This is a genomic window from Enterobacter sp. NFIX58, from assembly GCF_900110475.1.
Classification (GTDB): Bacteria; Pseudomonadota; Gammaproteobacteria; order Enterobacterales; family Enterobacteriaceae; genus Enterobacter; species Enterobacter quasiroggenkampii.
This window is the reverse complement of the sequence record NZ_FODW01000001.1, coordinates 1,720,384-1,737,025: the sequence shown is the minus strand read 5'-3', so window position 1 is coordinate 1,737,025 and position 16,642 is coordinate 1,720,384. Positions and strand designations below refer to the sequence as shown.

General features: G+C 50.4%; 20 protein-coding genes and 2 pseudogenes. 4 read left to right on the top strand and 18 right to left on the bottom strand.

Annotated features, from left to right (window positions below; genetic code table 11):
* Positions 1-70: 70 nt before the first annotated feature.
* Positions 71-961: an oxidoreductase gene (locus BMW97_RS08535; protein ID WP_045909662.1), complete on the top strand. Its 891-nt coding sequence runs from the start codon at positions 71-73 to the stop codon at positions 959-961.
* Here the strand turns inward: BMW97_RS08535 and BMW97_RS24300 are convergent.
* Positions 958-1,065, bottom strand: a pseudogene (locus tag BMW97_RS24300) (AraC family transcriptional regulator); the annotation flags it as partial. The gene BMW97_RS08535 and the pseudogene BMW97_RS24300 overlap by 4 nt on opposite strands.
* 119 nt (positions 1,066-1,184) lie before the next feature.
* Here BMW97_RS24300 and BMW97_RS08530 point away from each other — a divergent pair.
* Positions 1,185-1,499 (top strand): DUF6678 family protein, encoded by a 315-nt coding sequence (locus BMW97_RS08530; RefSeq protein WP_052714375.1) that lies wholly within the window; start codon positions 1,185-1,187, stop codon positions 1,497-1,499.
* A 115-nt stretch (positions 1,500-1,614) separates the two neighbouring features.
* On the opposite strand, the gene BMW97_RS23840 is transcribed toward BMW97_RS08530, so the two are convergent.
* From BMW97_RS23840 to BMW97_RS08505, 6 genes and pseudogenes are all read right to left on the bottom strand, one after another.
* Positions 1,615-1,914: a hypothetical protein gene (locus BMW97_RS23840; protein ID WP_126534563.1), complete on the bottom strand. Its 300-nt coding sequence runs from the start codon at positions 1,912-1,914 to the stop codon at positions 1,615-1,617.
* A 231-nt stretch (positions 1,915-2,145) separates the two neighbouring features.
* Positions 2,146-2,649 carry a DUF2569 domain-containing protein gene (locus tag BMW97_RS08525; protein ID WP_045909661.1) on the bottom strand — a complete coding sequence of 168 codons (504 nt, stop codon included), beginning with the start codon at positions 2,647-2,649 and terminating at the stop codon, positions 2,146-2,148.
* A 281-nt stretch (positions 2,650-2,930) separates the two neighbouring features.
* Positions 2,931-3,521, bottom strand: coding sequence for a hypothetical protein (locus tag BMW97_RS08520; RefSeq protein WP_045909660.1), 591 nt, complete (start codon positions 3,519-3,521; stop codon positions 2,931-2,933).
* 111 nt (positions 3,522-3,632) lie between these two features.
* Positions 3,633-4,043, bottom strand: coding sequence for an Imm63 family immunity protein (locus tag BMW97_RS08515; RefSeq protein ID WP_045909659.1), 411 nt, complete (start codon positions 4,041-4,043; stop codon positions 3,633-3,635).
* A 69-nt stretch (positions 4,044-4,112) separates the two neighbouring features.
* Positions 4,113-4,532: a helix-turn-helix domain-containing protein gene (locus tag BMW97_RS08510; protein ID WP_045909658.1), complete on the bottom strand. Its 420-nt coding sequence runs from the start codon at positions 4,530-4,532 to the stop codon at positions 4,113-4,115.
* Positions 4,529-4,837, bottom strand: a pseudogene (locus tag BMW97_RS08505) (type II toxin-antitoxin system HigB family toxin). Before BMW97_RS08505 ends, BMW97_RS08510 begins: the two are co-directional and overlap by 4 nt.
* 477 nt (positions 4,838-5,314) lie before the next feature.
* Here BMW97_RS08505 and BMW97_RS08500 point away from each other — a divergent pair.
* Positions 5,315-6,064, top strand: coding sequence for a hypothetical protein (locus tag BMW97_RS08500; RefSeq protein WP_126534564.1), 750 nt, complete (start codon positions 5,315-5,317; stop codon positions 6,062-6,064).
* Between the two features lie 317 nt (positions 6,065-6,381).
* Here BMW97_RS08500 and BMW97_RS23835 read toward each other — a convergent pair whose 3' ends face one another.
* From BMW97_RS23835 to BMW97_RS08455, 11 genes are all read right to left on the bottom strand, one after another.
* Complete coding sequence (locus BMW97_RS23835; RefSeq protein ID WP_126534565.1) at positions 6,382-6,879, bottom strand: hypothetical protein; 498 nt, start codon at positions 6,877-6,879, stop codon at positions 6,382-6,384.
* 185 nt (positions 6,880-7,064) lie between these two features.
* Entirely contained in the window at positions 7,065-7,301 is a 237-nt protein-coding gene (locus BMW97_RS23830; RefSeq protein WP_126534566.1) for a hypothetical protein, read from the bottom strand.
* 324 nt (positions 7,302-7,625) lie between these two features.
* Positions 7,626-8,081: a hypothetical protein gene (locus BMW97_RS08495; RefSeq protein ID WP_045909656.1), complete on the bottom strand. Its 456-nt coding sequence runs from the start codon at positions 8,079-8,081 to the stop codon at positions 7,626-7,628.
* A 232-nt stretch (positions 8,082-8,313) separates the two neighbouring features.
* The gene (locus tag BMW97_RS08490; protein WP_045909655.1) at positions 8,314-9,345 is read right to left on the bottom strand and encodes an acyl-CoA--6-aminopenicillanic acid acyl-transferase; all 1,032 of its coding nucleotides are present in this window, start codon (positions 9,343-9,345) and stop codon (positions 8,314-8,316) included.
* 21 nt (positions 9,346-9,366) lie between these two features.
* Complete coding sequence (gene glnQ / locus BMW97_RS08485; RefSeq protein WP_024906944.1) at positions 9,367-10,089, bottom strand: glutamine ABC transporter ATP-binding protein GlnQ; 723 nt, start codon at positions 10,087-10,089, stop codon at positions 9,367-9,369.
* A 2-nt stretch (positions 10,090-10,091) separates the two neighbouring features.
* Positions 10,092-10,748, bottom strand: a complete 657-nt coding sequence (gene glnP / locus BMW97_RS08480) for a glutamine ABC transporter permease GlnP (RefSeq protein ID WP_024906945.1) — start codon at positions 10,746-10,748, stop codon at positions 10,092-10,094.
* A gap of 50 nt (positions 10,749-10,798) precedes the next feature.
* On the bottom strand, positions 10,799-11,551 hold the full coding sequence (glnH, locus tag BMW97_RS08475; protein ID WP_045909654.1) for a glutamine ABC transporter substrate-binding protein GlnH: 753 nt from the start codon (positions 11,549-11,551) through the stop codon (positions 10,799-10,801).
* Positions 11,552-11,676: 125 nt separating this feature from the next.
* Complete coding sequence (locus BMW97_RS08470) at positions 11,677-12,231, bottom strand: carboxymuconolactone decarboxylase family protein (protein WP_175430163.1); 555 nt, start codon at positions 12,229-12,231, stop codon at positions 11,677-11,679.
* Positions 12,228-13,556: an aspartate aminotransferase family protein gene (locus BMW97_RS08465; RefSeq protein ID WP_090392643.1), complete on the bottom strand. Its 1,329-nt coding sequence runs from the start codon at positions 13,554-13,556 to the stop codon at positions 12,228-12,230. The genes BMW97_RS08470 and BMW97_RS08465 overlap by 4 nt, the downstream gene beginning before the upstream one ends.
* 127 nt (positions 13,557-13,683) lie before the next feature.
* Complete coding sequence (locus BMW97_RS08460; RefSeq protein ID WP_045909652.1) at positions 13,684-14,541, bottom strand: MurR/RpiR family transcriptional regulator; 858 nt, start codon at positions 14,539-14,541, stop codon at positions 13,684-13,686.
* A gap of 332 nt (positions 14,542-14,873) precedes the next feature.
* Positions 14,874-15,755, bottom strand: coding sequence for a LysR family transcriptional regulator (locus BMW97_RS08455; protein WP_045909651.1), 882 nt, complete (start codon positions 15,753-15,755; stop codon positions 14,874-14,876).
* A gap of 105 nt (positions 15,756-15,860) precedes the next feature.
* Between BMW97_RS08455 and budA the strand changes: the two genes are divergently transcribed.
* Complete coding sequence (gene budA, locus BMW97_RS08450; protein ID WP_086374961.1) at positions 15,861-16,640, top strand: acetolactate decarboxylase; 780 nt, start codon at positions 15,861-15,863, stop codon at positions 16,638-16,640.
* Positions 16,641-16,642 lie beyond the last annotated feature (2 nt).

Genomic DNA, 16,642 nt, shown 5'->3' with positions numbered 1-16,642 from the left:
ACAACGGGTGTGGCGCACTCGTCTCAGGGTGGTATAACTGATAGCAGGCTTAGCAAAAGGGGAGTGACTCATGTCTGACTATCCAACCATTGCGCTGATTGGTCCCGGTGCGATTGGCACCACCGTTGCCGCGGTACTGCATGACGCTGGCCGCACGCCGCTACTCTGCGGACGCACCGCGCATCCGGAATTACGCCTGCGTCACGATGAGGGGGAAACGGTGGTGCCCGGTCCGGTATTAACCGATCCGGCGGCCATCACGCGCCCCGTTGACCTCGTGTTTATCGCGGTGAAAACGACGCAAAACGCCGACAGCGCCGGGTGGCTGCGCGCGCTGTGCGATGAAAATACGGTGGTCTGTGCCCTGCAAAATGGCGTAGAGCAGAAGGCTCAGCTTGAGCCTTTGGTCAGTGGCGCGACTGTGCTGCCGTCGGTGGTCTGGTTCCCGGCGCAGCGCGAGCCGGATGCCTCCGTCTGGCTACGGGCGAAGCCGCGCCTGACGCTGCCGGACGTGCCTCAGGCGCAGCGGGTGGTCGAGGCGCTTCGCGGTACGCGCTGTGAAGTTGAACTCTCGGCTGATTTCCCTACCGTCGCCTGGCGCAAGCTGCTGCAAAACGCGGTCGCCGGGCTGATGGTGCTGGCCAACCGCCGTGCCGGGATGTTCAGGCGCGAGGATATCAGCGAGCTTGCGCTGGCCTACCTGCGCGAGGGGCTTACTGTCGCCCGCGCCGAAGGGGCGAAGCTGGCCGATGACGTGGCGCAAGAGATTCTGGCGAACTTCCAGCGCGCGCCAGTGGATTTGGGTACGTCGATTCTCGCTGACCGTCAGGCGGATCGCCCGATGGAGTGGGATATCCGCAACGGCGTGATCCAGCGCTACGGCCGTAAACACGGCATTGCGGTGCCCATCAGCGACGTGGTGGTGCCGCTGCTGGCGGCGGGGAGCGAGGGGCCGGGTTAACGGTTATTGTTTTTCCGTTCGGCAAAGTAATGGGCGGGCGTGCTGCCCATCACTTTTCTGAACATGGTGATAAACGCGTTCACGGATTCGTACCCGAGAGTGGCGGTGGGGCGATAGAGAGGGGGGAAGATAAGTGAATATGCATTTCAGCTTTGTGCCATAATTTTACGTTGTTATCCTGGTAGCGTGTTGATCTGTCGGGAGCAGAGCCCGGGAGGTTCAGATGCTTTATAGCTGCATGAATAATACAAAATGGAATGAGATCCGCATGGCAATGGTTAGCATGGAATCTCCTCCCTTATGGAAAATGACTTTTCTCAATGGCTATGAATCTGCAGTTGATGGCGAGTGGTTTTACCATTTCTGTGAAGGTGGCTATTTGGATATCAAGTATCTTGATATTATGACAAACTCAATTGAACAACATATCATGGTAGGTACTATTCTTCGCGCTATTCATCTCCCTGGAATCGAGGTATCAACCGGTTATAGAATTTGGGGATACGCAGATTCGGTCAGCTATGTAGATTATCTTTAACCAGATAAAATCGTTTAATGGCTAACAGGAATACGTTAGTCTTTGCGTAGAATTGGCCTCTACTTCTCACTGTCTAAGCGTTACACTGAAAGTTATTAATTCAAAGTCAATACAATCAAACATCTTCCCATAGCGGCATCAATTCTCCAGGTAATTGTTCCTTATCAAACCCCTCAAACCAATACACTGAGCCTTGCGGTCCAATAATCGGCACTTCTCCCCACCCCGGATGAAACAATGCGCGACTCCAGTCAGGCTTGAGACGACCACGCCGTTTAAGGCGCTGACCATTACACGCAGTTGCTCGTATTGAAGGAAAATTAATAAAGAAACTTAACGGCATTTTCTCTTTGCGCGCACGTTGTAATTGCCTTGATATCCAGTCCTGGTTACGTTTGCGAAGTTTTTGTTTCATTGGCTACTGTTCTGATTTTACTCACTTATCAATCAATGCTCTCACTGTAATCCGACGCCATGCTTTATACAAGAGTGTCCGTTCTTAACTCAGTGCGGACCTTACCCACTTTTCTGCCCTTTCCGTATAATGAGCGGACGGTGATAGCGTCCGCTCAGTGTTGATGACTGTATGTGCATTAGTATAGCCATGCATCTTCTGTCATCAAAATGATGAAGCCACTCGTGTTTTTTATCGGATAAACGTTCTTTTTACACGAACAGAGGTTATGAAATAGGGAATCCAAATTAAAGCCGAAATCACGTTTCTAAAAATAGGTACAAGTTCATTATAGCCAATTTCAGCGCCAGGAATTAATATGTAAAGCAAATAGGTATTAAATGACATTGTCGTCACGATTGATATTAAAAACAAAATATAAAGCTTTGGTAGCGATTTCTTCTTTCTTAGGAAAAATGAAAGAACGGTGACTGTAAAAAGAAATTCGCCAATATAAATAACCAGTGAAGCTATGAAGAAAATTTTTGCATTTGCATTCAGGTGCGAATAATTTTCTATCGTAAATTTAAACGCATCTGTCATTGCAAAAAGATAGGAAGCAGCAGTAACCACTAATCCTATAAGAGGGAGAAAAAGAAAGCCTCCAATTTTCCTGAAGTTTTTATCTTCGCAACTGTCGCAAAACTCTCTGTCCTGAGGTATTTCGACCCCACACTTTATGCATCCCCATTCCATATATGGACCTTTGAAGTATTTAATGATTTACAATAGATTAAACGAAGTCTATTACAAACGCAACTGACTGATAAATAAGTATGCTGTGCAGCTAACTTTTTTGAGTAAATTTGCGTTAAGGGGAGATTCCCGCAGCACAGATATTCATTCTAAGTCCCTACCAGGGACCGCTCTTTGCTAATAACGGTTCTTCAAACATTTCTTTCCGACAGTTCCCGACCGGAAACGAATATTTAAAGTAAAGTGCTAACACTGAACACCATAAAGTTCTCTGTTGCACTTCAGTCCAGCTTCTCGATATTCATCCTAACCGCTTTCAGCGTTCTCCTGCGGATCCAGCCGCTGCCCGCCCGTATTACCAGCCAGTAAGCCGCCATCCTGAGCCGGGTGCTTCTGTCCGGGCAAAAGACGAACGTTTCCGTACTGAGTTCATGCTGGCCTGGCGCCAGTTCCTTTACCTGGTAGCGCAGCAACAGTGTCGCGCTGCCCGGCACGGTAGGCGTCTGAAACGCGCTGGCATCCGGCACGTTTTCCAGACCGAAATCTGCACGCCAGAATTGCCCTCTTAAGCCATAGCAAAGCTCCGATGCTGAATCTTTCAAAAGGGTGAAACTGTGCAGACCAAAGTTGCTAATTGAGCCAGCCTGCTGATCGCGCAGAAGTTTTTGCGGTAATTGCCGCAAAGCCATCAACCGACGAATCACAGCATCTTGCCGGACGTCAAAGTTGGCAATCAACGGCAGAATATGTTCAGGGTGCGCAGTATGAATGACCGTTCGGTGTTTTTCATGAAACTGGAACTGAGGTAAAAAAACGGGGACATCCTGCCACTGAGCAAGTGCTTTGCGGGTTACGAATCCAGGATTCAGCATTTCTCTTCCTTGTCATTCCTTGAGTGCAGCCAGAGTATCAGATGGCGTGCTGCAGGCAATCACCAGGAAAAGAGAGGGGGATAGGGCAGTAAATGTAACGAGCCGGTTGGGTTAACGATGTTCGCTTCTTTGCGAATGGAGAAGCTGAGTGATTTCTTTGCGCTTTCTTGTTGCCCATTCGGGCTTGATTGAGAGCATTGAACTGTATTCCTTTCTGAAATAAACCTCTCTGAATTCCCGTTCAGATGAATGTTTTGCTGCATAGGCTGAGGCCAGCCCCGCCACGGCACTCTCCACAAACCAATAAAGAATTTCATCGTCACTGAGCGTTACTTTTCGCTGTATTTCAAGACCCCTTTCACTGATGATAAAATGATATTCTTTACCATGAATTTCCAGATAGGGAGTTGCAACCCCATCAGGTTGGTCAGGAATAAAAAAATAATGATTTGGTCTTGTGCCTCCCCCAAGTTGCTCACCTATTTTTAGAAGCTCGTTTCGTAGTTCTTCAATCGTTTTCATCAGCATTCCTTTGTTCTTTTATGTGAACCACTCATTATCGCAGAATGGGTGCACAGAGTCTGCTCGCGATCACTTCCCCACAAACGCACTCACAGGCAAACCGAAACGCTTCGCCAGCGCCCGCATATGATCCAGGGTCAATGTGCGCTGTCCATTAAGGATCCGACTCACCAGAGACTTCTTACCAATCTCATTCTCGAAATCGCTCTGAGTGAGTTGGTGCTGATCCATCAACGTTCGTAATAACGCAACGCCTGACGGAATGCGGGCAACACGCGCGTTAAATTCTGCAAACTCCGGAGACTCGTTTTCGTATTTATCGATTTTCGCGGTAAGCATCTCTACCAGCGGGCTATCGGGGTCGTGCTCAATAAGGTGTTCCACCATCGCCAGAGCATCCTCGTAATCTTGTTGCGACGGGCTTGAGCCCAGGAAGGGAAGCTCGTTTGTCAAATCGTTTGCCGCTTTGAGGGCTGCTTCGTAATTCATTCTTTTGTTCTCCGGTAGTAGTCCGTGAGCTTGTCATACTCTGCGTGCTGATGTGTTTAATGAAGATCTTTCCCCGCTCAAAATCAGCAAAAAATATTATTCTTAAATGTCCGCCACCTACATCAATGACCCACCATTTTTCCCGGTATTTCATCCGGTCCAGGTTGGGAAAGCGCTTTTCGCATATCGCCTGGTGACGAGTAGTGTTCCTTCTTTAGTACCCGGTAAAGGTCGTCCAGGGCGAGTGATCCATTGGGAAAATATCTGGCCGCCGTATCGAAAGGCGCTCTTGAGACTACGTGCATCCTTGCCCTTTGTTTCCAGATTGGAAACATTATAGGTAGTGGTTGGTGAGTTGACAATGTGGAAACTACGATGGGAGTGCAGTTTCTACATGCCCGTGATTACGGCGCTCATTTAATGAGTGCGAATACTTTAAGAGGTGGTGGTGAGAGATTAAAGTGGATGGTATGGCTCGGTTTTGGTATATGTTTGATTTTCTTAGTGTATTAAGGGATGCTGGGTGAAAAGGAGTGCTGTGGTTGATAGTTTTGCTTACAGCAGTATATGGAAGTGTGTGAAAATTTCGTCCTCTTTGTGCCAACTACGGAAATTTATGCAAGTATGTGTGCTAGCCAATGAGTGTTTACAATTGGATATATTGTGTGAGTTCTGTATCATTTAGTTAATTCGGATAACTATATAATATACTGTCTTTACATCGTAAATTAGATTTTTTCATAAATCGCAGTCATTAATTAACTTGGAAATGGTTTGGCTAAATGAAATTAGTATTTAAATGGTTGATAATTATTTTAGTAATTCCAGTATGTCTTGCAGGTTTGTGTGTAGTGATTGTTGCCGGTGCAATATTTAAAAACAGCGTATGGCATAGCTTAGATTTTGGTTCAGTAACTGACTGGATTTCAGCGATGAGCAGTGCAGGCACTCTCCTTATTGCTTGGAAAGTGTATAGGTCCGCGCCGAACTGGTTCAAACAAAAATTAGATGAGTCGGCAATTTCATTCGCCATTGATTTTGTTGAAAAAAATGCCACTGAACTAGAAGCTCGTTTAAAAAAAGTAATGCTTATCAATGGAGAGGTGAAACAATGGCTAAGCAATTATCAAAATTTTGATAAACAAACTAGCTCCCTTGATTTTTTATCAAAAATGCAGGAGGCTACAATTCTTATCGGTTCACTTGATGATATTTATAGCTCGATGTCTAGCCTCGAAAACTCGCTACGAAAAAGAGGACAGGTAATCAAGAAAAATTTTTCTTTAGATTTTAATAGGGATGTTTATAATTTTTCTGAATTAGGTGGAACTATAATCTCTAATTTTATAGAGTATAGCCGTATTTTGACTAAGATTGAAGAATGTCAAATAAATGGATCTCTCATGAATCAAGAGTATCTGTTAAAAGAAATTGATCGAGCACATAAAAAAATTGAAGAGTCATCTGTGAGAATATATAGTTATGCTTATTTTTTATGCAAAGCAAGCCCTCTCAATAAAATATTTATTTAGCTCGGCATTGTAATTTTATTAAAATCTTTAACTCCCAGTACTGGCTGCACTCAGTACAATACAAAAAAATAATTTTTTTTAATAATATCAACCGGGAACTTTCTAGTCTGACAGGAGTTCCCAGCTATTTGGTTTAGGTTGCATACTATCATAGGGAACACAAATTGGAAGGACTCCTTCCCATATGCCAATCCCTTCGATATCTAGTTTAAACATAATTAAGCGCCAGTTGTTTTTTTTGTATTAGATTTTGACACAACTTCAATAACTTTATTGACGCATTCAAGCGGAGTTGATTCAGTATCAGTTGATTTATTTTAGTAATGAATACATGCCTGCCTTATTACTTCAAGTTTAACCCAGCGTAAAATCCATGGCGAATCATCAAAAATGTCGAAGTACTCTTTAATACAATTTCCAGCCTTAGGGTAAAAGGGGGACTTATCTTGAATCAGAGAAAGGGTTGTTCTAATTTTTTGAGGCAAAGCTTCAATGCCGCTAACGAGTGATAAGCTCCTATTAACTAAGAAGATATCATTCGAGTTGTCTCTGGCTAATGTACGGCCTAGATCTTTTGCATTTTTTCGAGGAAATCGATTCTTAAGAGTACATGACAGCTCAATTGATTTCCCATCTTTTCTCCATGTAGGAGCTGCTGCAAACTGACGACCATCACCCAGTGAATTGATTATGAGGTATCGATCTGACAGGTCTTGCTGATCAAAATTCTCAATGAATCGAATGAGGTTTGATAAATCGCCGGCAACAAAATGGTCAATTCGAATAGACCAATTATTAATTGATACTCCCTGCAATTCACTTAATCCTACAATATCGGGCCAATTGCAAAAAAATCAGCATTTTGAAGAAAGCCTTTACCTGATCTATTTTCTGCCTTAATTGCTTCTTCATGGTCCATTTTCATGGATTGCAGGACTTCTACCGGATAACTGATAATATCGCGATCGTTCAAAGTGCTATGCGATACACATAACCAAATTCATTTTTTTATATGTCTACGAGCTTCAGTTGTCATGTTTGCATCGTAACGAGGCCCATCAGGAGAAGCAGCACATATATGAGCTTCAACACCTAGATTGATGGATTTTTCTAATGACTCCTCACTTGGGCCTATTGTCACAACACCACATCCAGGCATCGAACATCGACATCCTGCTCTCTCCTGAAGGGTTTTAATCGTCTTAGCACTAAAGTTATCTCTTTTTTTGTTAGCCATTACTTAATCCACTAAATTTTAACTATACTTTTTTATTTTAACTCTTGAGTTGGAATTAAGAAATTTAAATATTCCATGCGAAGGTGCAGCAGATTTTCTTTCACGAGGAAATACTAAATCATCATAGATGATTATGTCCGACCAAAACGCTTTAATGTTTATCGTATCCCAGTTATTTAGGCCTATAGAGGGGCCAATTCTTAGTCAAGAACCTAGAAGCCTGCTCCTCGCTCTTTACAGACATTAAACAAGCTACGTTGTACTTTGCGTAAGGCCGAAATCCTGCTTCTTACCCAGCAGAATTCCAGCCTCCCATCACCCGTCTCAGTGCGCCTGGATATAAGGCTCCTTCACAAACTCCGCCAGCAGCCAGACCATATCATGAAGCAGCCCGGTCAGTTCTTTCGCCACGTTTACAGGGAGCGTCCCGCCCATCACCGCCAGCGTTAACGCTACGGCATAATCCACCTGCAACGTCGTCTCTTGCCAGCAGTCCGGCACGCAGGAAGCAATCTTTTCCCCCGCAATAAGCTGTTCAGCCAGATACGGCGGAAGTTCCGAGTCACAGCACTCTCGCAGCCGTTTGAGCGCAGCCAGTAATTGCTTACAAAGCGTGGCAAACGTCACCGCATCGTCAGTTTCCACCAGTACGCTTACGTAAGCGGCGCAGGCATCGGCCAGTTCGAAGAGATCCGCAGAATCGGAAATGGGGTGGGTGATGAGCTGATGAACAGCGCTTTCCTCAGAAAGCGCGTAGGAAAATTCAGGGGTAGTCGCCATTTAGCATCCTCTTTGTCCAAAAAATGTCATGTTATGCTAACGGGTTCCTACGCCCGGTTACGGATGTGCCGCAACGCAGGCACTTTACGGCGGTGAAAAAAGGAAGGAAAGGGGATGCCCCTGAATTACATAAGGTTGCTTGCAGGTTTGCGAGGCGGCTTCCAGAAGGGCATTGCCGGGTGGCGGCTACGCCTGACCCGGCCTACAAAAATCACAGCCCTGTAGGCCCGCGCTAGCGCAGCGCCGCCGGGTATTCCTGCTGTAAAACGGGTTTTTGCCGATCGTGTGTGAATATCTGCCATTTTATCTGCGACGTACTCAGGGTAAAAATGGCCGTGGCCAGCGTGTTCTCTTCATCCGGGTCGTGTGGCGAGAGACGATAAATCGGGAGCGCAGGATCATGCTGGTCTGAAAGAATACCCAGTGCCGCTGCACCATCAAGGTGAGATTGCGTCTCCAGCCAGGCGTTTAGCCGCTGCTGGCGTGACCGGGAGCTGTCAGTGATCACCTGCTCAACCGCATCAAGCTGAGGGTGGATAAGGTGATTAGCATGGGCGAAAACGTCCCGCAGCGGCGTGACGGAACAGCCTGTTCCCGTCGCCTCCACGCTAAACAGCCGGCTGTCTCCCATTTGTCCCAGCGTATGATGAAAGGCTCCGGCGCGTGGTGATGAGGTCAGTATAGTGATAGCTTCATCCAGGCTGGCGGCATTCAGCGCAGCGCGGGCAAGTATCTGGCGCGGCATGCCGTCCGGACGGTGCAAAGCGCGTATGTTATTCACCGTATTCACCACGCCCTTTTCGTTTACGGCGAAGGTGTGTCCGCAAATCGATCCCGGATAAGCGAAACTGGTGAACGCCAGGCTATCATCCGGAGTGATGCTGACGATGGCGCAGTCATTGCGAAGCTGCGGGAAACCGTCTTCATTATGCGCGATAATCAGCTCTCCCTCCGCGGTGCTTCCCGCTACCGTGGTGCAGCCATCAGAGGTTGAGCTCACCAGATCGCCGCGGCAGTTCCAGGCAAACACCTCATCAAACGGTGCATCCAGACCCTCGGCCAATCCCTCCAGCTCCTGCCAGATCAGGGGATACTGAGACTGGACCCGCGAGCGCATGCTCCGGGTCTGTTCTGCGTCTTTCATGGCGGTAACGGTTTGCCACAATGCCGTTTGCGTCAGTTTTGCATGCCAGGCCTCGCGTCCGAACGCGCCAAGCGCCTGACCTACTGCAAAAGCGGAACCACGAATGTCGATTTTTTTCATAGTGTTATCATTCACTTCTGTTCAGGATACGTGTTGCAAAAATTCTTTCAGGCGGGGATTGCGACTGCTATTCAGCAGCATATCAGGTGGACCATCTTCGGCAATGGTACCGCCATCAATAAAAATGAGCCGGGATGCCACATCGCGGGCGAAGCCGATTTCATGGGTCACAATCACCATGGTCATGCCTTCTTCGGCCAGCGAGCGCATGACTTTCAGCACCTCATGCCGTAATTCGGGGTCCAGCGCTGAGGTCGGCTCATCGAACAGCATCATTTTCGGTTTCACCGCCAGGGCTCTGGCAATGGCCACGCGTTGCTGCTGACCGCCAGAGAGCTCTGATGGGTAGTGACTGGCGCGTTCGCGTAAGCCAACGCGGTCCAGCAGCGCCAGCGCCTGTTCCCGCGCGGCGGCTTTGCTCTGTTTGCGTACGCGAACCGGACCAAACATCACATTCTCCAGCGCCGTCAGATGGGGGAACAGATGGAACTGCTGAAACACCATCCCGGCTTCACGGCGGATATCACATTCGTTAGCGTGAGGATCGGTAATATGCATTCCCGCTACCAGCAGCGTGCCGGAGGAAATTTCCTCCAGCTTGTTAATACAGCGCAGCAGCGTCGATTTGCCCGAACCGGAAGGGCCGATGATCACCACGACTTCGCCAGCGTCAATTTTTAAATTGATGTCGTGCAGCACCTGAGTGGCGCCGAAATTTTTCGACACTGCGCTAAATTCAACCATGCTCATAAAATATGGATCCTCTTCTCCAGTTGCTTCAGCAGGAAACTCAGGCACAGCGTCACCAGCAGGTAGATCATTGCCACTGCGGTCCAGACTTCCAGCGCACGGAAATTACCGGCAATAATTTCTTGCCCCTGACGAGTCAATTCCGCCACACCAATCACAATAAACAGCGAGGTGTCTTTAATACTGATAATCCACTGATTACCCAACGCAGGGATCATACGGCGTAATGCCAGCGGCATAATGACATGCCATAGCGTGCTGCGCTGGGATAATCCCATTGCCAGGCTGGCCTCTCTAAAACCTTTATTAATCGAGAGGATCGCCCCTCGGGTGATTTCTGCAATATAAGCACCCGAGTTAATCACAATGGTCGTAATGGCCGCCGTTACCGGGTCGATATGAATCGGTAACACCATGGGGAGTGCGAAGTAAATAAACATCACTTGCACCATAATAGGCGTTCCGCGGATTAACTCGACAAAAACTAACGAGACTGTTTTTGATATTTTCCCTCCGAGCGCCCGGCAGGTTCCGGCCAGCAGGCCAATAACAAAACCACCCAATAAACCTGATAATGAAATAATCAGCGTCAACTGTAGTCCTTGCAACAGCAGCGGCAGGGACTCCCAAATATATTTACTGTCGAAATTCATATGTTACCCGTTAAGATGCAACGAGGTCGGATCGCTCCGACCTGGCGGGATTATTTTGGCTGTTTAGCAAACCACTTCACGTAAATCTTGTTGTAAGTTCCGTCCGCACGTAACGCCTGCAGTGCAGCGTTGATCTTCGGCGTCAGGCTGCTGTTCTTCTGCATCGCAAAACCGTAGTGCTGCGGCAGAATGCTGTCAGTCTCGCCGGTCGATTTCACTTTGCCATCACCCGCCGTTTTTACGTAATAGAGCACATTGGGGGAATCATGCACCACGGCATCAAGGTTACCTGCCTGCAAATCAAGATAGGCGTTGTCGATATTCGGGAATTCAACATAGTTCGCCTTATATTTGCTTTTCATAAAGCTGGCCGCCGCCGTTCCCTGCTTTAATCCCACTTTCTTTCCTGCTAAATCGCTGAATTTAGTAATGGTATTATCGCTGCTTTTCACCGCCATTAATAAATCAGCATCATAATAACCGTCACTGAAATCGACGACCTGTTTACGCGCGTCGGTTATCGTAATGCCCGCCATGGCGACATCCAGATTACGTGATTGCAAACCCGGAATCAGTCCCCCGAAGTCCATCGGGCGTAATTCGTAGCTGACATCCATTTTTTTTGCGATGGCATCCCACAAATCAATATCAAAGCCGACGTATTTATCGCCTTGTTTAAATTCAAAGGGGACAAAGGCGGTATCAACGCCAACCGTTAATTTATCCTGCGCTTGTGCCACAAAACTGGCGGAGCAAGCGACCAGCGCTAACGTAACTTTTAATTTAGTTAATAATCCAGACATGATAACCCTCGGCGTCAGTGAAGTAGCGTGCATGAATGTCACCCGGCGAAATACATCTGCGGGGTGGGGAAATAAAATGTTGATATGCAGGGCGCACTTTCATGCGCCAAATTTAAAGCGAAAGCTTATGCGGGAATAATCTCATCCCGGGTGTCGGGTACCGGCGTCTGTGCGCCGTTCATTACCATTGAGAGAAAACTGTAATAGCCATTGATGCCGATCAGATCCACCACGCCTTTCTCGCCCCACAGCGCGATAGCGTGCTGCCAGGTGGCATCGCTGACCTTCTGCTGCTCCTGCAACTCCTTGCAAAAGTGATAGATCGCCCACTCATCCGGCTGCAGATCCTCTGGAAGACGCTTTTCATTAATCGCCTGCACCGCCGCGGCAGAAATACCCTTCTCGCGCGCTATCGGCGCATGAATCGCCCACTCCACAGGCTGCGACCAGTGCCGCGCGGTCATCAAAATCGCCAGTTCAGACAGGCGCTGCCCCAGCGCGCTGCGATAACGCAGGTATTCCCCCATGCGTTGTGCATGCGCCATAAGCTCTGGGCTGCGCAGCAGCGGCTCGAAAGGTGGCAGCAGCGCACCGCGGGGCCCGTTGATTATCTCTTCGGCCAACGCGCGCTGCTGGTCGTCCCACTCATGCTCCGCCAGCGGCGGTAAACGATTGATCATAATTTGCTGGTCTCTTCGCGAATCACGGTGTTCAGCGTGTCTACCACAAAGTCGAGCTGGCCAGGCGTGACGATAAATGGTGGTGCGATCAGGATATGGTCGCCATACTGGCCGTCAATGGTTCCACCCATTGGATAGACCATCAGCCCACGTGACATACAGTTTGCTTTGATGGCTGCATGCAGCTTCAGGGCAGGATCAAAGGGGGTTTTGCTCTCTTTATCGCGTACCAGCTCAACGCCCGCAAACAAGCCGCGTCCACGCGTATCACCAACGTGCGGTAATTCCCCCAGCACTTCACGCAATGCGCTGTGCAGGTAAGCCCCCTGTTGCCTGACCGCCTGCAGCAAATTGTCACGTGCAATCACCTGCTGCACGGCCAGGGCTGCGGACGCGGCGGTCGCGTGGCAAATGTAGGTGTGCCCGTGCTGAAACAGACCGCTACCGGCCTGGAGCGCTGAGACAATTTTCTCGCTCGCTAATACTGCGCCAATCGGCTGATAGCCGCCCCCCAGCCCTTTCGCGATGGTCACCAAATCCGGCACCACATCATCCTGTTCAAACGCATGCAATGTGCCGGTGCGTCCCATGCCGCACATGACTTCATCCGCGATGTAGAGGATGCCGTATTTATCACACAGGTTGCGTACACCTTTTAGATAGCCCGGGGTTGGCGGGGTGGCGCCGGTGGTGGCCCCCACCACGGTTTCTGCACAGAAACCAATAATGGTGTCGGGACCGGCCTCAATAATGGCGTGCTCCAGCTCGTTGAGCAGACGCGTGGTGTATTGCTGCTGGGTTTCGTCAGCGCGGCGGTCGCGATATTCATTGCAGGCCGAAACGCGGATCACGTCGATCAGCAAGGGAGCAAACTGGCGGCGGCGCCATTCGTTGCCTCCCACCGCGAGCGCCCCAAGGGTATTGCCATGGTAGCTCTGCCTACGGGCGATAAACTTGGTGCGCGACGGTTGGCCGATCTCAACAAAATACTGGCGCGCCAGCTTGAGCGCGGTTTCGACCGCTTCCGAACCGCCCGAAACGAAATAGGCATAGTTAAGATCGCCAGGCGCCGTGCGCGTCAGCTGTTCAGCAAGCTGCTCAACGGTGTCGCTGGTAAAAAAACTGGTGTGGGCATAGGCCAGTTGATCGATCTGGCGATGCATCGCAGCCAGCACGTCAGGATGCGCGTGGCCTAAACAGGAAACGGCGGCGCCACCGCAGGCATCCAGATATTGTTTTCCCTGTGCATCAAAAATGTACGCCCCTTGGGCGCGTACCGCCACGGCGGGCGTGCTGCGTAGACTGCGGTGAATGATATGGGTCATGCTGGTCCTGCTCCTGAATGCGCTGTGCTAATGAAGCGCATCATGCAGGATTCATTTGTATCACGTCAATTTCATTTTGATTCAAATGTATTCGGTTTTCTTATGCCGGATGCAAATGAATTATTTTTCAGGGTTTCCCGGGCACCACATAGGCACCAGAGTTAATAAGGTAGCGTTCAGCATTTTCGATTTTATTCACTGCATCTCGACCATGGCGCGCGACCAGCATCGCCAGTAAACACTCGGCCAGCCCCATGCCGGACACCACGGAGGGGAAAAACGACGGGCTGTCGATAGAGAACAGCAGCGTGCAATCGGCAGCCTGGGCTAATGGCGAGACGGGAGAATCCGTGATGGCAACGATCGTCGCGCCTGCCTGCTGGGCCGCGCGCAGGACATCGAGCGACTCACGGGAATAGGGGGCAAAACTGGTAAGTAACAGGCAATCTTGTGCTGTTAATTCGCGGGTGAACACCTCGATATTGCTCGCCAGACCATCAATTAACGACGCCTGCCGATTGAACAGTCGATAGACATAAAACAGCGACCAGGCGATAGGAAAGCTGGCCCGGAAGCCGCAAATATAGACATTCTCAGCCGCGTCCAGCAGCGTTACAGCTTGCTCCATGGCCTGATGGTTCTCATGCTGTGTGAAAGCCAAATTGGCCTGATGCGCCTGAAACACCTCTTCATACAGCTGCGGCTGAGTGCCTTTGGCGATCAGCTTCTCGGCTTTGGATACATATGTATCATTGCGCAGCCCGAGTTCATCGATGAATGCGTCCTTGAGTTCACCCCAGCCGTTGTAGCCTAATCGTTGCGCGAGCCGCAGCAGCGTAGCGGGTTTTACACCGGCTTCACTGGCGAAGGCACGCATCGATAGCACGACCAGTTGATTGGTATTCTGTAGCGAGAACTCGGCAGCACGCTGTAATTCCGCAGACAACTCACTGAATGTACTGACAATATTTTCCCTTGGATTCATAGCAAATAGTCCCGCTGTTTAAGGTTAGCGCTGCTGTTGTCAAGTGACGTTCGATCTTCGCAGACTGAATGGACTCGCGTTGTCCCGGAAACGGATGATGAAAACACAGCGCAAATAAGTCAACGGGGAACTGAACAGGGGTATCAGACGTGCGAAACCATCCTGAACGCCAGAATTGTTCTCTTAAGCCATAGCAGAGAACGATGTCTGGAGTTAACGCCGGAGACTGGCATTGCCGGGTGGCGGCTACGCCTTACCCGGCATACAAAAGAAAAGCGACACGAACGTAGGCCCGCGCAAGCTCAGCGCCGCCGGGCACAGCAGCACGGCCGTCACCCTTCGCTCAGCATCGTCAAAAACCGCTTCACCGTCCGCGAGCGTTCAAAACGGCGCCAGCAGAGCGCGATGTCGGTATAAAGCTCCGGTGAACTCAGCGTGTGATAGGTGACATTCGGCGGAGATATAGCCGCCATGGATTTCGGCACCAGCGCAAACCCGCCGCCTGCGGAAACCATGCTCAGGGAGGAGGAAAGCTGCGACGACTGCAGCGCGTGCTGCACGTCAATCCCGGCCCGCTCGCAGCAGCCGTGAACCCGGTCGTACAGGCCCGGCGCGACCTCCTGCGGGAACAGCACCACCGGCGTATCCCGAAGCTGCTCCAACGCCAGCGAATCGCACGCCGCCAGCGGATGATCGCGATGCAGCGCCACCACCATCGGCTCCCGGTCGAGGATTTTTAACTCGAACGCCTTGCTGCTCTCGCACGGCAGGCGCACGAAGGCGATATCCAGTTCACCCTCCGCCAGCATCGTCGTCAGCGACGACATATTGGCTTCCACCTGATGAACCTGCACCGCCATGTTCTGCACCTGAAACTGGCGAATCAGGGTAAAGATTTTGGGATGAAAAGCGTCGGAGCTGGTGATGCCAATCGACAGGTTGCCGTTCAGCCCGCGCGCGATGCCGCGGGCTTTCTCCAGCGCGGCATCGCTCAGCGCCAGGATCTTGCAGGCGTCCTCATAGAAGGCTTCTCCCGCTTCGGTCAGCTCCACGCCCCGCGTCAGGCGCCTGAACAGCGGCGTGCCCACTTCCTCTTCGAGCCGTTTGATCTGCTGACTCAGAGGAGGCTGCGAAATACCCAGCGCTTCGGCCGCCCTGGTGAAGTGTCGCTCGCGTGCTACCGCGACAAAATACCGCAGATAACGAAGTTCCATATCTAAAACGTCTCAAACCAGCATGGTTTCTATATTGGAACTCTCTGCTGAATCGGGTCAACATTTATTTAACCTTTCTAAATAAAGTTGAAGAGGACGAGCATGATGGTGCATTCATCTGCCTGCGACTGTGAAGCCAGTCTGTGCGAGACCCTGCGCGGGTTCTCTGCTCAGCATCCTGACAGCGTGATCTATCAGACATCGCTAATGAGCGCCCTGCTAAGCGGCGTGTATGAAGGAGAGACCACCATCGCCGATCTGCTGGCACACGGTGACTTTGGTCTGGGCACCTTCAACGAGCTGGACGGCGAAATGATCGCCTTCAGCAGCCAGGTGTACCAGCTGCGCGCCGACGGCAGCGCCCGGGCCGCGAAGCCGGAGCAAAAAACGCCGTTTGCGGTCATGACCTGGTTCCAGCCGCAGTATCGGATCACCTTCAATGCGCCGGTCAGCCGTCAGCAGATCCACGACGCGATCGACCAGCAGATCCCCTCCGATAACCTGTTCTGCGCGTTGCGCATTGACGGCAACTTCCGCCATGCCCACACCCGCACAGTACCGCGCCAGAAGCCGCCGTACCGCGCGATGACCGACGTGCTGGACGACCAGCCGGTGTTCCGCTTTAACCAGCGTGAAGGGGTGCTGGTCGGGTTCCGCACGCCGCAGCATATGCAGGGCATCAACGTGGCGGGCTACCACGAACATTTCATTACCGACGACCGTCAGGGCGGGGGGCATCTGCTCGACTACCAGCTGGAGAGCGGCGTGCTCACCTTCGGTGAAATTCACAAGTTGATGATCGACCTGCCCGCCGACAGCGCGTTTTTACAGGCCAACCTTCACCCCAGCAATCTGGATGCGGCGATCCGTGCCGTCGAAAACTAACA